Consider the following 22514-nt stretch of genomic DNA (forward strand, 5'->3'; position numbering starts at 1 on the left):
TTATGCTCGAATCATGATCGAGGCCCGTCATCTCCGTGTCCTGCGCGCCGTGTCCGCCACCGGCTCCTTCTCGGCGGCCGCGCGCGAGCTCGGCTGCACCCAGCCGGCCGTGAGCCAGCAGATGAAGGCCCTCGAATCCTCGGCGGGCACCCCGCTGCTCATCCGCACCGGCCGCGAGATGCGGCTGACCCAGGCCGGAGACGCCCTGGTCAGGCATGCCGCGGGCATCCTCGCCGGGCTCACCGCCGCGGAGGAGGAGGTCGCCGCCATCGCGGGCCTGCGCGCGGGCCGGGTCCGGCTCGTCTCCTTCCCCAGCGGCAGTTCCACGCTTGTGCCCGGCGCCCTCGCCGCGCTGCGCGCCGCGCACCCGGGCACCCGCGTCTCCCTCGTCGAGGCCGAGCCGCCGCGCTCCGTGGAGATGCTGCGCGAGGGCGACTGCGACGTGGCCCTCGCCTTTCGGTACGAGGGGGCCACGGGCGCGGAGGAGTGGGAGGACCTCGTCGTACGTCCGCTGCTAGCGGACCGGCTCGTCGGGCTCGTGCCCGAGGGGCACCGGCTCGCCTCGGCCGCGTCGGTCACCATCGGTGAGTTCGCCGACGAGTCGTGGATCGCGGGCTGCCCGCGCTGCCGCAGGCAACTGGTGGAGGTCTGCGAGGGCGCGGGCTTCGTACCCCGCATCGACTTCGCGACCGACGACTACCCGGCGGTGATCGGTCTGGTCGGCGCGGGTCTGGGCGTCGCGGTGCTGCCCGAGCTCGCCATCGAGTCGGTGCGCCCCAAGGGGGCCCGCACCGTGACGGTCGAACCGGCCGTGCAGCGCGAGATCGTGGCGCTCACACTGCCCGATCTGGCCCAGGTGCCGGCCGTCGCCGCCACCCTGGACCACCTCGCGCGGGCCGCCGCCCGCTGATCATCCGTACGTACGCGGACATGCCGGTGCCCTTGCCCGTACGCGCCAGAGGAAACGTTCCTTCAGTGGTGTGACGCCGCGGCCGCCGTCGTGGCCGACGCCGTGACCAGGCGGTTGCGGGCCCGCCCCATGAGCTCCTCGCGCTCGTCCTCGGTCAGTCCGCCCCATACGCCGTACGGCTCGCGCACCGCGAGCGCGTGAGCGGCGCACTCCGCGCGCACCGGGCAGCGCATGCAGACCTCCTTGGCGGAGTTCTCACGCGCGCTGCGCGCCGCGCCCCGCTCGCCCTCCGGGTGGAAGAAGAGCGAGCTGTCGACCCCGCGGCAGGCCGCGAGGAGCTGCCAGTCCCAGAGATCTGCGTTCGGTCCGGGAAGGCGGGAGAAATCTGCCATTGCTGGTCCCCTTGAAGCCGTTTTGACGCGGATACGGTGCCCATGACCGTACATCTACTGTCTAAGGAGATGAAAATATGACTCATTGCGAATCTAGCCACAGACACCAGGAAAAGGGAAGAAAAGGCGCTAAATGGGGCATAGCTTGTGATGAAAGGTTGAGGGTCTCTCGCGCTGTCTGCGCTGTGTCCGCGCCCTCACGTAGAGTGCCGAAGATGGCCGACCGCCCCGTAACTCTTTCGGGTGACCGTCGTTGAGAGTGCGAGGCGGTTGAAAGAACAAGCGCTCGGGCAGGTGTCCGAGAGCGTCAACCGCACAGGTGACGAATATGTACCAGCCTGGAGGCTCAAGGTGACGCGCAGCAGCTGTGAGAGCCGCGGAGGACAGTCATGACATCCGTCCTCGTCTGCGACGACTCCCCGCTTGCCCGAGAGGCGCTCCGCCGCGCGGTCGCGACCGTGCCCGGTGTCGAGCGTGTGACGACGGCGGCCAACGGCGAGGAAGTCCTCCGCCGCTGGGGCGCCGACCGCTCGGACCTGATTCTGATGGACGTACGCATGCCCGGTCTGGGCGGCGTCGAGACCGTCCGGCGGCTGCTGTCCGCCGACCCCGGTGCGCGCATCATCATGCTCACCGTCGCCGAGGACCTGGACGGCGTCGCGCTCGCGGTCGCCGCCGGTGCCCGCGGCTATCTGCACAAGGACGCCTCGCGCGCCGAACTGCGGGCGACGGTGACCCAGGCGCTCGCCGACCCGACCTGGCGGCTCGCGCCGCGCAGACTGCGCTCGGCCGAGATGGGCGCCGCGCCCACGCTCACCGCGCGTGAGATCCAGGTCCTCGAGGGCATGAGCCACGGCCGCTCCAACGCGGAGATCGGACGTGAGCTCTTCCTCTCGGAGGACACGGTGAAGACGCACGCCAGGCGCCTCTTCAAGAAGCTCGGCGCCTCGGACCGGGCGCACGCGGTGGCGCTCGGTTTCCGCTGGGGCCTGGTCCGCTAGATGTGTCGCCGCGGGGGCCCGTCGCTCCCCGCCCGCCACCTGGTGGGCGGGGTCGCGGACGCCCGTCGCGGCCCGCATCGGGAGCGATTGCTGTCGCTTCGCCGCCGATGCCGCATCCTTGAGGTGTGGAGTTCCTCGGGGACGAGTCGATCGAGCGGGAGGGGAGGGCGCAGGAGATGACTTCCGGCGCGCCTGCTCATAACGCTTCAGTGCACAACTATGGACGCGGTGCCACGGAACAGTCGCCGTCAAGGCACCATGGACCGATGCGCGATGACAAGACGACGGTGATCGGTGCCCTCGTCCTTCGCGCCGTAGAGGGTGACGAGCAGGCCACGCACGACCTCCTGGCGCACGTGCACCCGCTCGCGCTGCGCTACTGCCGTACGCGTCTCTCCCGACTGCCGGGTGACGCTCGGCACTTCGTGGAGGACCTGGCGCAGGAAGTCTGTGTCGCCGTGCTGCTCGCGCTGCCGCGCTACAAGGACACCGGGCGCCCCTTCGAGGCGTTCGTCTTCGCGATCGCCGCGCACAAGGTGGCCGATCTCCAGCGGGCGGCGATGCGCCATCCCGGATCGACCGCCGTGCCCTCCGACGAGATGCCGGAGCGGCCCGACGATTCGCTCGGTCCCGAGGAGCGCGCGCTGCTCAGCAGTGACGCGGAGTGGGCCAAGAAGCTCATGGCCAACCTTCCGGAGAACCAGCGCGAGCTGCTGTTGCTGCGGATCGCGGTCGGTCTCACGGCCGAGGAGACCGGGCAGATGCTGGGGATGTCGCCGGGTGCGGTGCGGGTCGCGCAGCACCGGGCGCTGAGCCGGCTGCGGGCGCTCGCCGAGCAGTAGAAGGCCGGGTGCGGGGCGGTGGCGCGGGGCCGTGCCGCGTACGTGTGAACGTACAAAGCTTGCGGATGATCTTGATCGTGGAATGAGACACCCTCGGATCCCGTTAGCATGGACATCCGCACCGATCAAGGCCATTTGGGGAAGGTGTCATGACTGCAAACGGCGGTTCTTCGACTGGGGTGCCCGATAAATTCGCGACGCTCGGGCTGACCTACGACGACGTGCTGCTGCTGCCGGGCGCGTCGGACATGGCGCCCGACCAGATCGACACTTCCTCGCTCATCTCGAAGAACGTGCGGGTGAACGTCCCGCTGCTCTCCGCCGCGATGGACAAGGTCACCGAGTCCCGCATGGCGATCGCCATGGCGCGGCAGGGTGGCGTCGGCGTGCTGCACCGCAACCTCTCCATCGCCGACCAGGCCAACCAGGTCGACCTGGTGAAGCGCTCCGAGTCCGGCATGGTCACCGACCCGATCACGGTGCACCCGGACGCGACGCTGGCCGAGGCCGACGCGATCTGCGCGAAGTTCCGCATCAGCGGCGTCCCGGTGACCGACCCGGCGGGCAAGCTTCTCGGCATCGTCACCAACCGTGACATGGCCTTCGAGTCGGACCGCTCGCGCCAGGTGCGCGAGGTCATGACGCCGATGCCGCTCGTCACCGGCAAGGTCGGCATCTCCGGCGTGGACGCCATGGAGCTGCTCCGCCGCCACAAGATCGAGAAGCTTCCGCTGGTCGACGACGCGGGCATCCTCAAGGGCCTCATCACGGTCAAGGACTTCGTGAAGGCCGAGAAGTACCCGAACGCCGCCAAGGACGGCGAGGGGCGCCTCCTGGTGGGCGCCGCCGTCGGTGTCGCGGGTGATGCGTTCGAGCGCGCCCAGGCGCTGGTCGCCGCGGGCGTCGACTTCATCGTCGTCGACACCGCGCACGGCCACTCCCGCCTGGTCGGCGACATGGTCGCCAAGATCAAGTCCGACGCCCCCGGCATCGACGTGATCGGCGGCAACATCGCCACCCGTGACGGCGCGCAGTCCCTCATCGACGCCGGTGTCGACGGCATCAAGGTCGGCGTGGGACCGGGCTCCATCTGTACGACGCGTGTCGTCGCCGGCATCGGCGTGCCGCAGGTGACGGCCATCTACGAAGCCTCGCTCGCCGCCAAAGCGGCCGGCGTCCCGGTCATCGGCGACGGTGGCCTGCAGTACTCCGGAGACATCGCCAAGGCGCTCGTCGCCGGCGCGGACACGGTCATGCTGGGCTCGCTGCTCGCCGGCTGCGAGGAGTCCCCGGGTGAGCTGATGTTCATCAACGGCAAGCAGTTCAAGTCGTACCGCGGCATGGGCTCGCTGGGCGCCATGCAGACCCGCGGCGAGCAGAAGTCCTTCTCCAAGGACCGCTACTTCCAGGAGGGCGTCGCCTCCGACGAGAAGCTGGTTCCCGAGGGCATCGAGGGCCAGGTGCCCTACCGCGGCCCGCTCGCGGCCGTCGTCCACCAGCTGGTGGGCGGCCTGCGCCAGTCGATGTTCTACGTGGGCGGGCGCACCGTCCCGGACCTCCAGGCCAACGGCCGGTTCGTCCGCATCACGTCCGCGGGCCTCAAGGAGAGCCACCCGCACGACATCCAGATGACGGTCGAAGCGCCGAACTACAGCCGCAGCAAGTAGTCTTCCGGCGCCACGCGCGCGTGGAAGGGGCGGCCCCGGATCACCGGGGCCGCCCCTTCCGTGTGTGTCGGGGATACTGGACAGGCAGACCAAGAGGGAAAGGCCCCACAACGTGACTGAGATCGAGATCGGGCGCGGCAAGCGCGGCCGCCGCGCGTACGCGTTCGACGACATCGCCGTCGTACCGAGCCGGCGCACCCGCGACCCGAAGGAGGTCTCGATCGCGTGGCAGATCGATGCCTACCGCTTCGAGCTGCCCTTCCTGGCCGCCCCCATGGACTCGGTCGTCTCGCCGCAGACCGCCATCCGGATCGGTGAGCTCGGCGGCCTCGGCGTGCTGAACCTCGAGGGCCTGTGGACGCGGCACGAGGACCCGCAGCCGCTGCTCGACGAGATCGCCGAGCTGGACGCGGAGAACGCGACCCGCAGGCTCCAGGAGATCTACGCCGCGCCGATCAAGGCGGACCTGATCGGCCAGCGCATCAAGGAGGTGCGCGACTCCGGCGTCGTCACCGCCGCCGCGCTCTCGCCGCAGCGCACCGCCGAGTTCTCCAAGGCCGTCGTGGACGCGGGCGTCGACATCTTCGTGATCCGCGGCACCACGGTCTCCGCCGAGCACGTCTCCGGTGCCGCCGAGCCGCTGAACCTGAAGCAGTTCATCTACGAGCTGGACGTCCCGGTCATCGTCGGCGGCTGCGCCACGTACACCGCCGCCCTGCACCTGATGCGCACCGGCGCCGCGGGCGTCCTGGTCGGCTTCGGCGGCGGCGCCGCGCACACCACGCGCAACGTGCTCGGCATCCAGGTCCCGATGGCCACCGCCGTCGCCGACGTCGCGGCCGCCCGCCGTGACTACATGGACGAGTCCGGCGGCCGCTACGTGCACGTCATCGCCGACGGCGGCGTGGGCTGGTCCGGCGACCTGCCCAAGGCCATCGCGTGCGGCGCCGACTCCGTGATGATGGGCTCCCCGCTGGCCCGCGCCACGGACGCGCCCGGCAAGGGCCACCACTGGGGCATGGAGGCCGTCCACGAGGACGTGCCGCGCGGCAAGAAGGTCGACCTGGGCACCGTCGGTACGACCGAGGAGATCCTCACCGGTCCCTCGCACATCCCGGACGGCTCGATGAACTTCTTCGGCGCCCTGCGCCGCGCGATGGCCACCACGGGCTACAGCGAGCTCAAGGAGTTCCAGCGCGTCGAGGTGACGGTCGCGGACTCGCAGCACAAGCGGTGACGCGCGCGCTGGACGCGTGACGTCATGAGAGGCCCGGACGCCGACGCGTCCGGGCCTTTCCCGTGTACAGGGGGCACGCGTGCGTGCCTAGAGGCGGTGGGCGGCGCCCGCCGGGGTCGCGCCCCGGGTGTCCAGGAGGAGTTGGGCCTTCACCGCGAGTCCTTGCAGGTCGTACGTGCGGTGGTGCTGGAGCAGGATCGTGAGGTCGGCGTCGGCGGCCGCCTCGTAGAGGGAGTCGGCGCGCGGGACGGGGCGGCCGAGGATGCTCCAGTTCGGCACGTAGGGGTCGTGGTAGCTGACGGCCGCGCCCATCTCCATGAGGCGCGTCGCCACCTCCTGGGCGGGGGCGCCCTGCTGGTCGGCGAGGTCGGGCTTGTAGGTGACGCCCAGGAGCAGGACGCGGGCGCCGCGGGCGGACTTGCCGTGCTCGTTGAGCAGGGTCGCCGAGCGCTGGATGACGTACTGGGGCATGCGGTCGTTGACCTGCTGGGCCAGCTCGACCATGCGCAGGGGGCGGGCGCCGCGGGACGGGTTGGGGATGTCCAGGGGGACGCCGTGGCCGCCCACGCCGGGTCCGGGACGGAACGCCTGGAAGCCGAACGGCTTGGTCTCCGCGCAGCGGATGACGTCCCAGAGGTCGATGCCCAGGTCGTGGCAGAGCACCGCCATCTCGTTGACCAGGGCCATGTTCACGTGCCGGTAGTTGGTCTCCAGGAGGTGCACGGTCTCGGCCTCGCGGGGGCCACGCGCGCGTACGACCTTGTCGGTGAGGCGGCCGTAGAAGGCGGCGGCCGATTCCGTGCAGGCCGGGGTGAGGCCGCCGATGACCTTGGGGGTGCCCGCGTAGCCGTGCCTGCGGTTGCCCGGGTCGAGGCGGCCGGGGGAGTACGCGAGGTGGAAGTCGCGGCCCGCGCGCAGGCCCGATCCCTGTTCGAGGATGGGGCGGAGGAATTCCTCCGTGCTCCCCGGGTACGCGGGTGACTCCAGGATCACCGTGGTGTGCGGGCGCAGCCGTGCGGCCAGGGCCCGTGCGGCGTCGGCCACCTGGCTCAGGTCGAGCGAGCGGTCCGCGGCCGCCGGGGTGGGGGCGCAGATGACCGCGGTGCGGACCCGGCCGAGCTCGACCGGGTTGGTGGTCGGCCGGAAGCCCCCCGAGAGCATCCGGCGGACGTCGGCGGCGGTGAGGGTGCCCTCGGCGCCGTCGCAGGGCAGTCGGCCGCCCGCCAGGTCGGCGGCGCGGACGGGGTCGTATCCGATGGTGGCGATGCCGCCTGCGACGGCGGCCTGGGCGAGGGGCAGGCCGAGGTGGCCGAGACCGATGACAGCGAGATCTGCGGGCATGGCGGTGGGCCGTCCTCCCAATAGCCGGACCGGGACGAGTGCGCAAGCCCTGTGGACAAGGCGGACCAGCGCAATGTCAGACTAGGAGTAAATATGACCGATATACGGCATTGCCTGGCTCCCGAGTCCGGAGTGTTGTCCACAGGCCGCGGCGGCGATCAGCGGGCGCGGCCGAAATCTGGGCATGATGTGAGTCCGACCACACCCGATCGCAACGGGAGGCAGCGGTGAGGACAGCGACACTGGGGCCGGCGGAGCGTGCCGAGTCACTTGCGGGAATGGCCGACCGGGAGCTGGACATCCTGGTCGTGGGCGCGGGGGTGGTCGGCGCGGGCACGGCCCTCGACGCGGTCACCCGCGGCCTCTCCACCGGCCTGGTCGAGGCCAGGGACTGGGCGTCCGGCACGTCGAGCCGGTCGAGCAAGCTGATCCACGGCGGGCTGCGCTATCTGGAGATGCTCGACTTCGCGCTGGTGCGGGAGGCGCTGAAGGAGCGCGGGCTCCTCCTGGAGCGGCTCGCCCCGCACCTGGTGAAGCCGGTGCCTTTCCTCTACCCCTTGCAGCACAAGGGCTGGGAGCGGCTGTACGCGGGCTCGGGCGTCGCGCTCTACGACGCCATGTCGATGTCGCGCGGGCACGGCCGCGGCCTGCCCATGCACCGCCACCTGACCCGGCGCCACGCACTGCGCGTCGCCCCCTGCCTGAAGAAGGACGCCCTGGTCGGGGCGATGCAGTACTACGACGCGCAGATGGACGACGCCCGCTATGTGGCGACGCTGGTGCGCACCGCGTCGGCGTACGGCGCGAAGGTCGCCAACCGGGCGAAGGTGACCGGATTCCTGCGCGAGGGCGAGCGCGTGGTCGGCGCCCGGGTGCAGGACGTGGAAGGCGGCGGGGAGTACGAGATCAGGGCCAAGCAGATCGTCAACGCCACCGGTGTGTGGACGGACGACACGCAGGCCATGGTGGGTGAGCGCGGCCAGTTCCACGTCAGGGCGTCCAAGGGCATCCACCTGGTGGTGCCCAAGGACCGGATCAACTCCACGAGCGGGCTGATCCTGCGGACCGAGAAGAGCGTCCTGTTCGTCATCCCGTGGGGGCGGCACTGGATCGTGGGCACGACCGACACGGACTGGGACCTCGACAAGGCGCACCCGGCCGCGTCCAGCGCCGACATCGACTACCTCCTGGAGCATGTGAACTCGGTGCTCGCGGTGCCGCTCTCCCGCGACGACGTCCAGGGCGTGTACGCGGGGCTCCGGCCGCTGCTCGCCGGGGAGTCGGACGCCACGAGCAAGCTGTCGCGCGAGCACACGGTGGCGCATCCGGCGCCCGGCCTCGTGGTCGTCGCGGGCGGCAAGTACACGACGTACCGGGTGATGGCCAAGGACGCCGTGGACGAGGCGGTGCACGGCCTGGACCAGCGCGTCGCCGACTGTGTCACGGAGGACATCCCGCTGGTCGGCGCCGAGGGATACAAGGCGATGTGGAACGCGCGCGCGAGGATCGCCGCGCGGACGGGCCTTCATGTGGTGCGCGTGGAGCACCTGTTGAACCGGTACGGATCGCTCGCGGAGGAAGTGCTCGACCTGGTGACGGCCGACCCCACGCTCGGCGCGGTGCTCCAGGGAGCGGACGACTATCTGCGCGCCGAGGTGGTCTACGCGGCCTCGCACGAGGGGGCGCGGCACCTCGACGACGTGCTGACGCGGCGCACCCGCATCTCGATCGAGACCTTCGACCGGGGCACGCGCAGCGCCCGGGAGTGCGCCGAGCTGATGGCGCCCGTCCTGGGCTGGGACAAGGACCAGATCGAGCGGGAGGTGCAGCACTACGAGAAGCGGGTGGAGGCGGAGCGCGAATCGCAGCGGCAGCCGGACGACCTGACGGCGGACGCGGCGCGGCTCGGCGCGCCGGACATCGTGCCGCTCGGTTAGGAGCGGGCGGGCAGCGGCCGGGGTCGGGAAGCAGGGGGCGCGAGGGCGGAACTGGACGGTCGCGAGCGCCGGTTCCCGGCCGTGGCCGGCCGGTTCGTCCTTGTTGGCCCGGAAGGTGACGGTGCGTCGGCCGTCGCGCGTGGGGCCCGTGCGGGCGAAGTGCGCGAGGCGCGTCGCCGTCGGGCGCGCCGTGCCGACGTGCGCCGCTCCCGACGCGCGTGGCCGGTGTGACGGGACGGGCGATCGCGGGTGCCGTGAGCGGCGCGCGGACAGCGGGAGTTCGGACCCCGCGCGGGTCGGCGGCTCGGCGGTGGGGGCCTTGCCTCGGCCGGTGAGCAGCGGAAGAGTGGCGTCCACGGCCGGAGCCGAGGGCTGCGGCGGGCCGGCGGTCCCCCTGATGAGGGCCGCCGTGAGGAGGACGGCCGGGAGCGTGCCCGGTCTCGGCACGGCGGTCCCCTCCTCGTGCGCGGTCCCTCATGAGGGACGGTGGACCCTGGGCGTCGACCGGTCCCTGAGTAAGGGACAATGAAGGCTCTGTCAGGGCGGGTTGCGCGGGTAGCAGCGGGAGCAGCAGAGGGGACGCATGTCGGACGCGGAGCAGACGGGTGAGGCCCGTCGGGATGAGAGCGAACGTCTCCTCGCCGGCCGGTACCGGCTGGGAGAGGTGCTCGGCCGCGGCGGCATGGGCACGGTGTGGCGGGCCAAGGACGAGACGCTCGGCCGTACGGTCGCGGTGAAGGAACTGCGGTTCCCCTCGAGCATCGACGAGGAGGAGAAGCGGCGCCTCATCACGCGGACGCTGCGCGAGGCCAAGGCGATCGCGCGGATCCGCAACACCAGCGCCGTGACGGTCTACGACGTGGTCGACGAGGACGACCGGCCGTGGATCGTGATGGAGTTGGTCGAGGGCAAGTCGCTCGCGGAGGCGATCCGCGAGGACGGTCTGCTGACGCCGCGTCGGGCGGCCGAGGTCGGGCTCGCCGTGCTCGACGTGCTGCGGTCCGCGCACCGCGAGGGCATCCTGCACCGTGACGTGAAGCCGTCGAACGTGCTGATCGCCGAGGACGGCCGGGTCGTGCTCACCGACTTCGGCATCGCGCAGGTCGAGGGCGACCCGTCGATCACGTCGACCGGCATGCTCGTCGGCGCGCCGTCGTACATCTCGCCGGAGCGGGCGCGCGGGCACAAGCCCGGTCCCGCGGCCGACATGTGGTCGCTCGGCGGTCTGCTGTACGCGGCCGTGGAAGGCGTGCCGCCGTACGACAAGGGGTCGGCGATCGCGACCCTCACCGCGGTGATGACCGAGGACGTGGAACAGCCGCAGAACGCGGGACCGTTGGAGAAGGTCATCTACGGCCTGCTCGCCAAGGACCCCGAGCAGCGGCTCGACGACACGGGGGCGCGGGCGCTCCTGATGGACGTCATCCACGCGCCGGAGCCCACGGCGGATCCCGAGCCGGTCGAGGCGACCAAGGTGGTGCCGCTGCCGCCCCTGCCCGGCAAGAAGGGGCTCGGCAGGAAGGGCCTGGGCAAGCGGGGACTCGGTGGATCGGGCTCCGCGGGCGCCGCCGCGTCCGCCGCCGCGCCTGCCCCCGCCGCTCCCTCGACTCCTCCCGCCGCCCACGGATCCGGCGCGGCCGGGTCCTCAGGGACGCTCGGCGGGCGCAAGGCCGAGGAGACCGCCGACCGGCTGAAGGGCGCCATGCGGTCGGTCCGCAAGGCGGCCGCCGCGGCGACCGCGCGGGGCGCGGGTGCGGGCGGTGCCGGGGCGACGACGGGCACGGGCCCGGCCACCGGTTCCGCGGCGGGGAACGCCGCCGTGCCGCCGCGTCCCGGCACGGCGCCGCGGGCGCCGGTCAAGGCGTCGCTCACCGACGTGGTGCCGCGCAGGACCCTGGTGATCGTGTCCGTGGTCGCCGTGCTCGCGGTCCTCGGGACGGTGCTCGCCTTCGCGCTCGGGGGCGACGACAAGGGCTCCGACAAGGACAGCAAGGGCGGCGACAAGGCCGCGTCCAGCGGGGCGACCGCGGGCGGCGACGGCAAGGGGTCCGGGTCCGGCAAGGACGCCGACAAGAGCACCGGCGCCGGCGAGGACAAGGGCACCGGAGCCGACTCGGGCAAGGAGAAGGACGAGGACCCGGACGCGGGCAAGGGCGATCCGGGCAAGGACGAGGGCAAGGACGACAAGGACAAGAAGCCGGGTGGCGGCGCCGCGTCCACGTACAAGCACGGGCAGGGTTTCTCCATAGGACTGCCCAAGGGCTGGAAGTACCAGTCCACGGGCAGCGCGGGCGCACGGTTCACCGGGCCGAACGGGCAGAAGCTGCTGATCGGTTGGACCACCACTCCCAAGGACAACCCGGTGGCCGACTGGAAGAGCCAGGAGAACTACATGGTGCGCTCCCAGTACGACCGGATCCGCATAGAGAAGGTGGACTACCGGGACTGGAACACGGCGGACTGGGAATTCACCTATGTCGACGGCGGCACCAAGTACCGGTCGATAGACCGCGGCTTCGTCGTCAACGGCGGGCTCGGCTACGGAATGATGTACACCGCCAAGTCCGACGGCTGGGGCGGCGCGCAGCGCAAGGGCGCCTGGGAGACCTTCACCAAGACGTTCGAACCGAAGTCCTGAGGACCCGCGGGACGCACGCCGGAAGCTGAAGATCGGCCCCGGACCCAGGACTCATGAGGAGTCCTGGGTTCCGGGGCTGAGATGTCCTATCCCCTCAATGCGGGTCGTGCGGGACACGTATCGTGAGTGCTTGCGGACCGTACGCCGCCGCAACAGACCGTAAGACGAACGGAATTGACCGCCGGGCGGGACGGGGGATGCGTCGTGGACGACTATGCGGGACGGGTGCTCGCCGACCGCTACCGCCTGCCGTTGCCCCCCTCGGACGAGTACGAGCTGGCCGAGTCGCGCGCGTTCGACACGTACAGCGGGCAGGAAGTCCTGGTCAGGCAGGTTCCGTTGCCCGAGATCGTCGACGCGGAAGTGGTCGACGACGAGGAGCTGCACGATCTGCCCGCCGGGTTCGTGCCACGGGCCGGGGCGCCGGGCGGCACCGGCGTGCGGCGGGCATCGGCGCGTACGACGCGCAGCCCCGCCGACCCCGCGGTGCGGCGCGCCATGGAGGCGGCGCAGTCCGCCGCGCAGATCCCCGACCATCCACGGCTCGACCAGGTCTTCGACGTGTTCGCCGAGGGCGGCTCGCTGTGGATAGTCAGCGAGTTGGTGGCGGCCAGGCCGCTCGCCGCGCTGCTCGCCGACCGGCCGCTGAGTCCGTACCGGGCCGCGGAGGTCGCGGCGGATGTCCTCGCCGCGCTGCGGGTGCTGCACGGCCACGGCTGGGTGCACCGGAACATCACGGCGCGCACGGTCCTGATATGCGACGACGGCCGGGTGATGCTGACCGGGCTCGCGGCGGGCGCGGCCGAGGAGGCGCTGTGCGGGTACGACCCGCGGCCCGAGGAGGAGGGCGAGGCGACAGGCTCCGCGGGGTCCGTCGGGAACGTCGCGTCGTACGGGGACGCGCACGGGGAACCGGGCAGGGAGCCGGGCCAGGAGCCCGTCCGGCGCGGGGACGACCGATGGGACGACCGCTGGGGCGGGGACGAGAGCGGGCGGTCCGGGAATCGCGGGCTGCCGCTGTACCGGGATCAGATCGGGTACCAGGGGCAGGATCGAGGCCAGGATCGAGGCCAGGAACGAGGGCAGGACCCGGGCCGGGGACGCGATCAGGAGTACGGCGACCAGGGCAGCCGGTCCCGGAGCAGGGCGATCGAGCCCGCGCCGGAGTCCGCGGGGCTGCCGCCGGGTGACGCGCGCGCCGCGCGGGCCGGGGCCATCGCGGCGTACCGCGCGGGCACGCGGGCCGCGGGACGGGTGGGCGACGACGAGCCTGCCGTGCCCGGACGGATCTCGGACCCCTACGGAGTCGCAGGCGACACGAAGCCCTGGCACGGGGCGGTGCCGCGCAACAGGGGCTCCGCGCAGGACAGTTCCCGCGACCGTGACCGCGAACGCGAGCAGGAACACGCGCGCGAGCAGGAACACCAGCCCGAGCAGGAACACCAGCGCGAGTACCAGCCCGACCCCCTGATCCCTGCCCCGGCCCCTGCCCCCCGCCGCGGCCCCACCACCGCGCTCGACGCCGAGCGCGCCCGGCACGCGCGCATGGTCGTCGTCGGGGCCGTCACCGAGCGCTGGGCACCCGAGCAGGCCGGGCCCGTGCACGAGAACTGGCAGCTCGCCGCGCCCATCGGCCCGTCCACCGACCTGTGGGCCCTCGGCGCGCTGCTCTTCCGTGCCGTGCAGGGGCACGCGCCGTACCCGGAGGACAGCACGGCCGAGCTCGTGCAGATGGTGTGCGCGGAGCCGCCCGCCTTCGCCGAGGAGTGCGGGCCACTGCGCCCCGTCGTCGAGTCGCTGCTCCGCCAGGACCCGACCGAGCGGCTCGACTTCGAGGAACTGGGCGGCTGGCTGCGCTCCTTGGTGCGGTCGGCGCCGGAGCCGGAGGCGGGGGCGCACGTCGTGCCGGTGCCGCCGTACGACGCGGGCAGGCTGCCCGTCGTACGCCGCCGCGGCGAGATCGTGCGCAAGCGGCGCTCCGCCGCGCCCGCCACCACCGGGCAGGGGCACGGGAGGCACAAGCACAAGCGGGGCAGGGGCAAGGAGGGCAGGGCCGCGCGGGCACCGAAGACTGCCCGGGAGGCCAGGCCGCCCAAGGAAGCCCGGCTGAGCGAGACCACCAGACTCCGTGACCCGGGACCGCGCGCGTCCAGGCCGGGCGCGCCGCGTCCCGGCGGCGGGGCGCGGCCCCGTTCGCTCGGGCGGCTGCTGCTGATCGCGATCCTGATGGGGCTCGTCGCGGCCGTGGCGTACGCGATGGTGTTCATGCCCAAGTCCGGCGACCGCGGGTCGGACGGGCGCACCGGCTCGGCGGGCGAGGTCAGTTCGGCGCCGGGTACGCAGGACGGCGACAAGCCGGGCGGGCGGCCGAGCGGCGAGGAGAAGCCGGGCGGCAAGCCCAAGGAGAAGCCGACCAGGACCAAGAACCCGGGTTCACAGGAGCCGCAGACCACCGACCCCGATCTGCCCCGGGGGTTCGCGCTGCGCAAGGACGCCGAGGGCTTCCGGGTCGCCGTCGCCACCGGCTGGGACCGCCAGCCGAAGAACGGCAGGGGCCAGGTCCGCTACACGCACGGGGACTTCGAGCTGCTCCTGGTCCCGGGCCGGGACGGCACGGACAGCTACGGCAGCGACCCGATGAAGTACCAGCGCGAGCACGAGCGTGAGTTGCAGCCCTTCCGCGACTCGTCGTGGGCGACGTCCAGCGGGATGCGGCGGATCGACGTCGGCGGGCGGGCCATGGCCGAGGGGCAGTTCACCTGGCAGGACGCCGAGGGCCGCGAGGTCTTCGTACGCAATCTCGCGATGGTGGTCGGCGGGAAGTACCACGTGGTGCAGGTGCGCGGTCCCGAGGCGGAGCGGGACGAGGTGACGCGGCTGTACGAGCAGGCGTCCACCACCTATCAAGTCGTCGGCTGACGCCCTGTCCCGCCCTGCGGGGGCATATTTCGGCCACGCCCCGACGGCCCCTCCGACCAGCAGGGAACATCCACGACAAGCGTCACAGTGTGGTCTTGGTGGACCCCCGCCGGTTCCCTGTACGGGCTTCCCTCCTTAACCTGGGCCTGTCAAGACCATTGCGGGGGAACGTGAATCAGATGCAGGGCCTGCTCCTCGCGGGCCGCTACCGACTCGGTGAGTCCATCGGCCGCGGTGGCATGGGACGGGTGTGGCGCGCGCAGGACGAGGTGCTGCACCGTGCCGTCGCCGTGAAGGAACTGACGGCCGCGCAGTTCGTGCAGGAGGCCGACCGCGCGGTCCTCTTCGCGCGCACCCAGACGGAGGCGCGGGCCGCCGCCCGGATCAACCACCCGGCGGTCGTCACCGTCCACGACGTGGTGCAGTACGACGACCGGCCGTGGATCGTGATGGAGCTGGTCGAGGGGCGCTCGCTGGCGGACGCCGTCAAGGACGACGGCCGCGTCGAGCCCGTCGAGGCCGCGCGCATCGGCCTGTGGACCCTGAAGGCGCTGCGCGCCGCGCACGCCGCCGGAGTCCTGCACCGCGACGTCAAGCCGGGCAACGTGCTGCTCGCCGACGACCGGCGCATCCTGCTCACCGACTTCGGCATCGCCGCGATCGAGGGAGACTCCACGATCACGCGGACCGGCGAGGTCGTGGGCTCCGTCGACTATCTGGCGCCCGAGCGGGTCAGCGGCGCCAACCCCGGCCCCGCGTCCGACCTGTGGGCGCTCGGCGCCACGCTGTACACGGCGGTCGAGGGCAACTCCCCGTTCCGGCGCACCTCGCCGCTGGGCACGATGCAGGCCGTGGTCACCGAGGAGCCCTCGCCGCCCGAGCACGCCGGGGCCCTCACGCCCATCATCAGCGCGCTGCTCAGCAAGGACCCGGCGGCCAGGCCCTCCGCGGAGGAGGCCGAGGCGATGCTGGCCGAGGCCGCCGAGGGGCGCAGGCCGCACCAGGCGCAGGCGTACGTGCCGACGCAGGTGCACCCGTCCGGCGGGCCGTACGGGCAGGGGCAGACGCAGACCGCGCACGCACAGGGGCAGGCCGGGCAGACGCCGGCCTCTCCGTCGCATCACGGGCGGCAGGGCCAGGCGCCCACCGTCATCGGAGGCGCGGGCCCCGACGGCCCGTCCCCGCCCTCATCGATATCCTCGGCGTCTTCGGGGGCCTCGCCTTCGCGCGAGCGCCGCAGGTGGCCCGCGGCCATCGCCCTCGTCGTGGTGGCCGCGCTGCTCGGCGGCGCCGGTGTCTTCGGCTATCTGCACTACGCCGACAACAACGCGGCGCGCTCGGACGACGACGGCCCCGGCAGGGCCGTGGGCGGCATCCCCGCCGACTGGGAGCGGGTGGACGACCCGGAGGGCTTCAGCCTGCGGCTGCCCAAGAAGTGGAAGCGCGAGGTCAACGGCAACCAGATCGACTACACGCCCGACGGGGGCCGCCGCTTCCTGCGCATAGGCGTCGACAGGAACCCGCAGTTCGACTCGCCCTACGCGCACCAGACAGCCCTGGACAAGAACTTGGCGGTCAAACTGCCCGAGTACAAGCGGCTCTACCTGAACTCCAACACCTTCCGCGACCGCCCCGGCGCCCTCTGGGAGTTCAGCTGGACGGCGGGCGCCAACGACACGACCGCGGGTCAGCGCCGGGCCATCAGCCAGAACTACATCAGTGCCGGCGGCGTCGAGTACGCGATCTACATGTCGGCGCCCGCCAAGGGCTGGGACGCCACCCGGGAGCAGTTCGACGCGATGCTGGCGGGATGGCGTGAGCGCAAAGTGAACTGAGCGCCCGCGACCGCCCCTGGCACCCCTGAGGTGCCTGGGGGCAGCGGCCGGAACAGGACCGCGGCGCGGTCAAGCCCATTCCGTTCGCACACGTGTGGGGCATGATGGCCGCATGGGGAGCCTGGGAGACCACGCCGGCGGGGGCGCCGGTGGCGGCAACGCCCGTGTGATCGCGGGCCGTTACCGCCTGGAGGCACGGCTCGGCCGGGGCGGCATGGGGGTCGTGTGGCGCGCCACCGATCTGCTCCTGGGGCGCAAGGTCGCCGTCAAGGAACTGGACCGCGACGAGACGCTCTCCGAGATCGACGCGGACCAGCAGCGCGAGCGGACGCTGCGCGAGGCGCGGGCGGTGGCGCAGCTGCGGCATCCGCACGTCATCGTGGTGCACGACGTGGTCGTGCAGGACGAACACCCGTACATCGTCATGGAGTTGATCGAGGGCGGCTCGCTCGCCGGGCGGATCGCGCGCGGCGGGCCGCTGGACGCGCACGCGGTCGCCCGGATGGGCATCGATCTGCTGGGCGCCCTGCGCACCGCGCACGAGGCGGGCGTCCTGCACCGCGACCTCAAGCCCGCCAACGTCCTGCTCGAACGGGCGACCGGGCGCGTGGTGCTCACCGACTTCGGGATCGCGCAGGTCACCGGGGCGACCACGCTCACCGAGGTCGGCTCGTTCGTGGGTTCGCCCGAGTACACGGCGCCCGAGCGGATGGCGGGGGAGCGGACCGGGCCCGAGTCCGACCTGTGGTCGCTCGGCGCGCTGCTCGCCACCGCGCTGGCCGGTGAGTCGCCGTTCCGCCGCGATTCGATCGGCGGTGTCCTGCACGCCGTCGTCTACGACGAGATCCGCCCCTCGGCCGCCGTCGCGCCCCTGCTGCCCGTCGTGCTCGGCCTGCTCGACCGCGATCCGGTGCGCAGGCTCGACGCGGAGGAGGCGGAACGGCTCCTGACGGCGTACGTCGACACGGGCCGGATGCCGAATCCGGCGCGGGAGAGACCCGGCCCCGGCAGGAACGTTCTGCCAGGGCGGCCAGGGCGGCCGGGGCGCGGTGGGCCGCCCGGACGCGGCGGACCGCCCGGACCCGCCGGATACTCGCCCACGCAGTACGACCTACCCGCCGGGGCGCTGCCGCCCGCCGCCGCGCACGAGCGGGCGCGGCAGGTGCGCCAGGGCCACGGCAGGGCCGTGCTGATCGCGGCCGCGCTGGTGGCGGCCGTCGCCGGGGCCGGGCTCGCCACGGCCGCGCTCCTGATGGGCAGGGACGACGACGGCGGCGCGCCCGCGCACTCCGCGTCCGGCCATCCGGCGCCCACGGTCACCGTGACCACGCCCACCGCGGCCCCCTCGACGCCCGAGGCCCCCGACGGCTACCGCGTCGTCAAGGACCCGAAGGGCTTCACGCTCGCCGTCCCCGACGGCTTCCGGCGCGAGCTGCAGGGGCCGCGTGTCTTCTACGTCTCGCCGGGCGGCACCTACCGCATCGGCATCAAGGAGTCGGCCACCGAACAGGGCGGCCCGCTCGCCGTGCAGCGCCGCGCCGCCGCCGCCGGACCGCGCAACAACCCCGGTTACCGGGACGGCGAGGTCGCGGAGGCCACGCACAACGGCAGGCCCGCCGCCCTGTGGGAGTTCACCTGGGACGGCTTCACGGCGGCGGAGGGCGCCCGGCACACGTACGACCTGTGCTGGGAGGAGGGCGGCCGGATGTACGACGTGTGGGTCTCGGCGCCGGTCGGGGACGCGGAGGAGGCGCGGCGCTACTTCGACACGGCGGTCGACACGTTCGTACGCCGCTGAGGCGCCGCCGCGTGCATCACCCCGGTCACAAGTGGGCTTTCCGGCTGGAAACCGATGCGCCCGGCAGGGTAGTCATGAGGGCATGAGTGACAACGGGGGAGCCTCGTCCGGCCGGAACGATCCCACCAGTTTCGGACTGCGGCCGCCGCAACAGCCCGGTGTACCGGGACAGTCCGGGCAAGCGGGGCAGAGCGGTGGGGCGCTCCCGGGCAATCCGTATGCGCAGGACGGCGATCCGCAGGCGCAGGAGGGCAATCCGTACGCCCAGCAGGGCACTCCGCGGGGGCAGGACGGTGCCTCGTACGCGGCGGACGGTGCCTCGTACGCCCAGGACGGGACCCCGTACGCGCCGGACGGCGGTCAGCCGCAGCCTCCGTCGCACCAGCCGCAGTCGTCACCCCAGTCACAGCCGCAACCCCAGTCACCGCCGCACCGACAGCCTCCGCAGCCGCACCAGCAGCCCGCCGCCACGCAGGTCTCCGCCACCCCGTCGGCCGGCGCCGCTCCCACGCCGCCGTCCTCCCCGTACGCTCAGCCCACCCAGGCCGTGCCGCACCAGCAGGGCGGCGCGGCCGAGCCGGGCGCGGGGCGGCTCGTCGCGGGGCGCTACCGGCTGCTCTCCAAGCTCGGCCACGGCGGCATGGGCACGGTGTGGCGGGCCAAGGACGAGACGGTGGACCGCGAGGTCGCCGTGAAGGAGCCGCGCCTCCCCGACCACCTGCCGGAGCGCGAACGCGCCAACGCCTTCGAGCGGATGCGCCGCGAGGCGCGCGCGGCGGCGCGGCTCGACCACCCCTCGGTGGTCAACGTCCATGACGTGGCCGTCGAGGACGGGCAGCCCTGGATCGTCATGGAGCTGGTGCGGGGCCGTTCGCTCGGCGCCGCGCTCCAGGAGGGCACGCTCGGCGCCCGCGAGGCGGCCCGCGTCGGACTCGACGTCCTGAACGCCCTGGACGCCGCGCACCACGCGGGCATCCTGCACCGCGACGTGAAGCCGGACAACGTGATGCTCGGCAACCACGACCGGGTCGTCCTCACCGACTTCGGCATCGCCCAGATCGAGGGCGAGACCAATCTGACGGACACCGGCGGCTTCGTCGGATCGCCCGAATTCATCGCGCCGGAGCGGGTGTTGGGGCAGCGCCCCGGGCCCGCGTCGGACCTCTGGTCGCTCGGCGTGGTCCTGTACGCGGCCACCGAGGGCGTCTCGCCCTTCCGTCGCAGCAACACCCCCGCGACGCTCCAGTCCGTCCTGAACGCGACGCCCGCGGCCCCCGCTTCGGCGTCGGGGCCGCTCGCCGACGCGATCAACCGCCTGCTGGTCAAGGACCCCGCGCAGCGTCCGAACGCCGCGCGGGTCCGCGCCCTCCTGGAGGAGGCGGCCAAGCCCCCGCAGCCCGCGCCGACGCAGGTCGTCACGGTCGCGGACGCCGGCGGCGCGGGGCGGCGGGGCAAGGGGGTCTTCCTGGGCCCCAAGGCGCTGGCGGCCGTCGCCGGTGTGGTCGTCGTCGCGGTGGCCGCGGGCGTGCTCGTGGCCATGGACCCCTTCGGCGGCTCGGACGCGGAGGGCTGGAAGAAGCACGAGGCGAAGGCGGTCGCCGCCACCGTCTCCGCCCCCGAGGACTACGTGGAGAGCAAGCCCGAGGACACCGACACGGACAAGTCCTGGGTCAGGTACAGCGATCCCAGCGGTGCCGTGTTCATCACGCTCGACCGCGCGGAGAAGAAGGACACCTCGCTGGAGGTCGCGGGGACCGCGGCCGCCCAGGCGTACGCCGACGCGGAGAAGTTCGAGGCGAGCGGCGAGACCTCGTTCAGCAACATGTCCAGCGACCCCGCGCCCGTCGCGAAGACCAAGGAGACGAAGTACGAGGACCGGAGCGCCGCCGAGAACACGGTCACGTACACCGACTCGCAGTCCGAGCTGCCGCACGAGGCCAGGATCCTCTACTACCGGACCAAGTCCGGTGACATGTACCGGCTCTGGATCGACTATCCCGGCAAGGGCGACTTCACCGAGCGCGGCCGCGAGGTCGCGGAGACCGCCATCGCCGATCTCGAACTCGACAGGCTCTGAGGCGCCGGGTACTCATGTGGCATGAGCACTGACGGGGGACGCCAGGACGGGGCGGGTTCGGGCGGCGGACGCCTGATCGGCGGGCGCTACCGGCTCGCCGAACGCATCGGTTCCGGGGGCATGGGCACGGTGTGGCGCGCGGTCGACGAGCTGGTCGGCCGGGACGTCGCGGTCAAGCAGCCGCGGCTGCCGGGGGATCCGCACGACGCCGCGCACCGGCGCGCGTACGCCAGGCTGCACCGCGAGGCGCGCGCCGCGGCCGGGGTCGACCACCCGGCGGCGGTCACCATCCACGACGTGGTGGTCGAGGACGGACTGCCGTGGATCGTCATGGAGTTGATCCGCGGCGAGTCCCTGCACGAGGTGCTCCAGCGGGAGGCGCTGGCGCCCGCGGAGTCGGCCCGCGTCGGCCTCGCGCTCGTCGGCGCGCTGGCGGCGGCGCACGCGCGGGGCATCGTGCACCGCGACGTGAAGCCCGCCAACGTCCTCATCGGCACGCACGGCCGCGTGGTGCTCACCGACTTCGGCATCGCGCACATCAAGGGCGAGGAGTCGCTCACGGTGAGCGGCGAGTTCGTCGGCTCCCTCGAATTCATCGCCCCCGAGCGGATGTCGGGGCGCGCCGCGGGCCCCGAGTCCGACCTGTGGTCGCTCGGCGTGCTGCTCTACGCGGCCGTCGAGGGCTGGTCCCCGTTCCGCCGTACGACGGTGGAGTCCACGCTCGCCGCGGTCCTCTCCGCGCAGGCGCCGCCGCCGGTGCGGGCCGGTGCGCTGGGGCCGCTGATCGAGCGGCTGCTGACCAAGGACCCGGACCTCAGGCCCGACGCGTACGAGATCGCGGCGGCGCTCGAAGCGGTCGCGGAGGGCCGCGCGCTGCCGGAACCGTTCGGGCAGGTGCCCGCGCAGGACCCTTCGGGGATGCGGGAGTTGTCGGACGACGTGGGGACGCTGCGGATGTCGCGGGGGCGGGGTCCGGGGGCGGAGCGGGAGCGGGATGCGCGGGCCGGGCAGACGTCGGGGTCGGGTTCGGCGCCGCGGGCCGGGCAGATGTCGGGGTCGGGTTCGGCGCCGGAGGCCGGTCCTGGCGCCGGCACGACGACGCCCGCGCCCGACCCCAGCCCCAGCCCTACCTCCACCCCTACCTCCACCCCCAAGTCCCGCCGCACCCCCGCCCTGCTGGCCGCCGCGCTCGCCGGGGCGCTTCTCGTGGGCGGTGGTGTGTGGCTCGGGGTGTCCGTGGGCGGCGGGGGCGGCACGTCGTACGAGGAGGGCGAGGCGGGTCCCCCGGCCGACGGGCCGGACGACCCTCCTGGCGGCGGGACCCTGGCCACCGACGAGCCCGCCGAGAAGGCCCCGGCCTGGAAGACCCGGCCCGAACGCGAGCTCGACGCGCAGATCTCGGTGCCTTCCAAGTACAAGGTCTTCGCCCGCGAGGACAGCGACGCCGACCACGCGCGGCTCGCGGCCAGGCTCGTCGTCTACAGCCCCTCCGAGGGCAGCCTGCTCCAGGTGCGGCTGACCAAGGAGGACACGGCGTCGACGCCCGCCATGACCTGGGCGAAGCAGGAGGCGTCGGTCTGGCACGACAACGACACGAACGCGCGGACGAACTACACCAAGACGTCCTTCCACGGGTACGACGCCGCGATCGCCGACACGACGTACGACGACGGCACCGCGACCCGGGTCATGCAGCTCATGATCATCACGGCCGACCAGGAGTTCTACGAGCTGCGCGTGGACATGCCCAAGGGGACGCGGGAGGAGCGGGAGGGCACCGCGCTCTTCAAGGGAGTGCGCGACCGACTCAAGATCGGAAAGAGCATGACCGGCTCCGCCGCGGGCTCCTGAAATTGCCGGGAAGCCGGGTATCCGCCGTGACGACGCCCTGATCAGCGGCTTTGTCGCCAGCAATCACTG

Annotated in this window: 14 protein-coding genes; 12 read left to right on the forward strand and 2 right to left on the reverse strand. The window is 72.7% G+C overall.

Features of this window, described 5'->3' with window-relative positions:
- Positions 1-13 precede the first annotated feature (13 nt).
- Positions 14-910 carry a LysR family transcriptional regulator gene (locus ACIO9J_RS05685; protein WP_401993118.1) on the forward strand — a complete coding sequence of 299 codons (897 nt, stop codon included), beginning with the start codon at positions 14-16 and terminating at the stop codon, positions 908-910.
- Between the two features lie 62 nt (positions 911-972).
- Here the strand turns inward: ACIO9J_RS05685 and ACIO9J_RS05690 are convergent, their stop codons facing one another.
- Positions 973-1302 carry a WhiB family transcriptional regulator gene (locus ACIO9J_RS05690; protein ID WP_401993121.1) on the reverse strand — a complete coding sequence of 110 codons (330 nt, stop codon included), beginning with the start codon at positions 1300-1302 and terminating at the stop codon, positions 973-975.
- A gap of 389 nt (positions 1303-1691) precedes the next feature.
- Between ACIO9J_RS05690 and ACIO9J_RS05695 the strand changes: the two genes are divergently transcribed.
- The 4 genes from ACIO9J_RS05695 to ACIO9J_RS05710 all read left to right on the forward strand — a co-directional run bounded on the left by ACIO9J_RS05695 (position 1692) and on the right by ACIO9J_RS05710 (position 6049).
- On the forward strand, positions 1692-2303 hold the full coding sequence (locus ACIO9J_RS05695; protein WP_003948568.1) for a response regulator transcription factor: 612 nt from the start codon (positions 1692-1694) through the stop codon (positions 2301-2303).
- Between the two features lie 266 nt (positions 2304-2569).
- Entirely contained in the window at positions 2570-3145 is a 576-nt protein-coding gene (locus tag ACIO9J_RS05700; RefSeq protein ID WP_055549856.1) for a sigma-70 family RNA polymerase sigma factor, read from the forward strand.
- A 149-nt stretch (positions 3146-3294) separates the two neighbouring features.
- Positions 3295-4812 carry an IMP dehydrogenase gene (gene guaB, locus ACIO9J_RS05705; RefSeq protein WP_401993124.1) on the forward strand — a complete coding sequence of 506 codons (1518 nt, stop codon included), beginning with the start codon at positions 3295-3297 and terminating at the stop codon, positions 4810-4812.
- A 112-nt stretch (positions 4813-4924) separates the two neighbouring features.
- Positions 4925-6049 (forward strand): GuaB3 family IMP dehydrogenase-related protein, encoded by a 1125-nt coding sequence (locus ACIO9J_RS05710; RefSeq protein ID WP_401993127.1) that lies wholly within the window; start codon positions 4925-4927, stop codon positions 6047-6049.
- 87 nt (positions 6050-6136) lie between these two features.
- Here the strand turns inward: ACIO9J_RS05710 and ACIO9J_RS05715 are convergent, their stop codons facing one another.
- The gene (locus ACIO9J_RS05715; RefSeq protein WP_401993130.1) at positions 6137-7390 is read right to left on the reverse strand and encodes a nucleotide sugar dehydrogenase; all 1254 of its coding nucleotides are present in this window, start codon (positions 7388-7390) and stop codon (positions 6137-6139) included.
- A 227-nt stretch (positions 7391-7617) separates the two neighbouring features.
- Here ACIO9J_RS05715 and ACIO9J_RS05720 point away from each other — a divergent pair, with 227 nt between their 5' ends.
- The 7 genes from ACIO9J_RS05720 (at position 7618) to ACIO9J_RS05750 (ending at position 22445) form a co-directional block, all read left to right on the forward strand.
- Positions 7618-9327: a glycerol-3-phosphate dehydrogenase/oxidase gene (locus tag ACIO9J_RS05720; RefSeq protein ID WP_401993133.1), complete on the forward strand. Its 1710-nt coding sequence runs from the start codon at positions 7618-7620 to the stop codon at positions 9325-9327.
- A 583-nt stretch (positions 9328-9910) separates the two neighbouring features.
- A complete protein-coding gene (locus tag ACIO9J_RS05725) occupies positions 9911-11965 on the forward strand; it encodes a serine/threonine-protein kinase (RefSeq protein ID WP_401993136.1) in 2055 nt (684 codons plus the stop codon).
- A 204-nt stretch (positions 11966-12169) separates the two neighbouring features.
- Positions 12170-14884, forward strand: coding sequence for a protein kinase (locus tag ACIO9J_RS05730; protein WP_401993139.1), 2715 nt, complete (start codon positions 12170-12172; stop codon positions 14882-14884).
- Positions 14885-15063: 179 nt separating this feature from the next.
- A complete protein-coding gene (locus ACIO9J_RS05735; RefSeq protein WP_401995824.1) occupies positions 15064-16719 on the forward strand; it encodes a serine/threonine-protein kinase in 1656 nt (551 codons plus the stop codon).
- Between the two features lie 112 nt (positions 16720-16831).
- The gene (locus tag ACIO9J_RS05740; protein WP_401993142.1) at positions 16832-18517 is read left to right on the forward strand and encodes a protein kinase; all 1686 of its coding nucleotides are present in this window, start codon (positions 16832-16834) and stop codon (positions 18515-18517) included.
- Between the two features lie 82 nt (positions 18518-18599).
- Complete coding sequence (locus ACIO9J_RS05745; protein ID WP_401993145.1) at positions 18600-20594, forward strand: serine/threonine-protein kinase; 1995 nt, start codon at positions 18600-18602, stop codon at positions 20592-20594.
- 21 nt (positions 20595-20615) lie between these two features.
- Positions 20616-22445, forward strand: coding sequence for a serine/threonine-protein kinase (locus tag ACIO9J_RS05750; RefSeq protein WP_401993148.1), 1830 nt, complete (start codon positions 20616-20618; stop codon positions 22443-22445).
- Positions 22446-22514: the final 69 nt, after the last annotated feature.

Origin of the sequence: Streptomyces sp. NPDC087300 (assembly GCF_044744425.1) — a bacterium.
In the GTDB taxonomy this organism is placed as follows: domain Bacteria; phylum Actinomycetota; class Actinomycetes; order Streptomycetales; family Streptomycetaceae; genus Streptomyces.

Excerpts from the sequence above, each read along its gene's own strand:
- ACIO9J_RS05685 (WP_401993118.1), top strand. The coding sequence starts at position 14 with ATGATCGAGGCCCGTCATCTCCGTGTCCTGCGCGCCGTGTCCGCCACC.
- ACIO9J_RS05690 (WP_401993121.1), bottom strand. The coding sequence starts at position 1,302 with ATGGCAGATTTCTCCCGCCTTCCCGGACCGAACGCAGATCTCTGGGAC.
- ACIO9J_RS05695 (WP_003948568.1), top strand. The coding sequence starts at position 1,692 with ATGACATCCGTCCTCGTCTGCGACGACTCCCCGCTTGCCCGAGAGGCG.
- ACIO9J_RS05700 (WP_055549856.1), top strand. The coding sequence starts at position 2,570 with ATGCGCGATGACAAGACGACGGTGATCGGTGCCCTCGTCCTTCGCGCC.
- guaB (WP_401993124.1), top strand. The coding sequence starts at position 3,295 with ATGACTGCAAACGGCGGTTCTTCGACTGGGGTGCCCGATAAATTCGCG.
- ACIO9J_RS05715 (WP_401993130.1), bottom strand. The coding sequence starts at position 7,390 with ATGCCCGCAGATCTCGCTGTCATCGGTCTCGGCCACCTCGGCCTGCCC.
- ACIO9J_RS05725 (WP_401993136.1), top strand. The coding sequence starts at position 9,911 with ATGTCGGACGCGGAGCAGACGGGTGAGGCCCGTCGGGATGAGAGCGAA.
- ACIO9J_RS05735 (WP_401995824.1), top strand. The coding sequence starts at position 15,064 with ATGCAGGGCCTGCTCCTCGCGGGCCGCTACCGACTCGGTGAGTCCATC.
- ACIO9J_RS05740 (WP_401993142.1), top strand. The coding sequence starts at position 16,832 with ATGGGGAGCCTGGGAGACCACGCCGGCGGGGGCGCCGGTGGCGGCAAC.
- ACIO9J_RS05745 (WP_401993145.1), top strand. The coding sequence starts at position 18,600 with ATGAGTGACAACGGGGGAGCCTCGTCCGGCCGGAACGATCCCACCAGT.
- ACIO9J_RS05750 (WP_401993148.1), top strand. The coding sequence starts at position 20,616 with ATGAGCACTGACGGGGGACGCCAGGACGGGGCGGGTTCGGGCGGCGGA.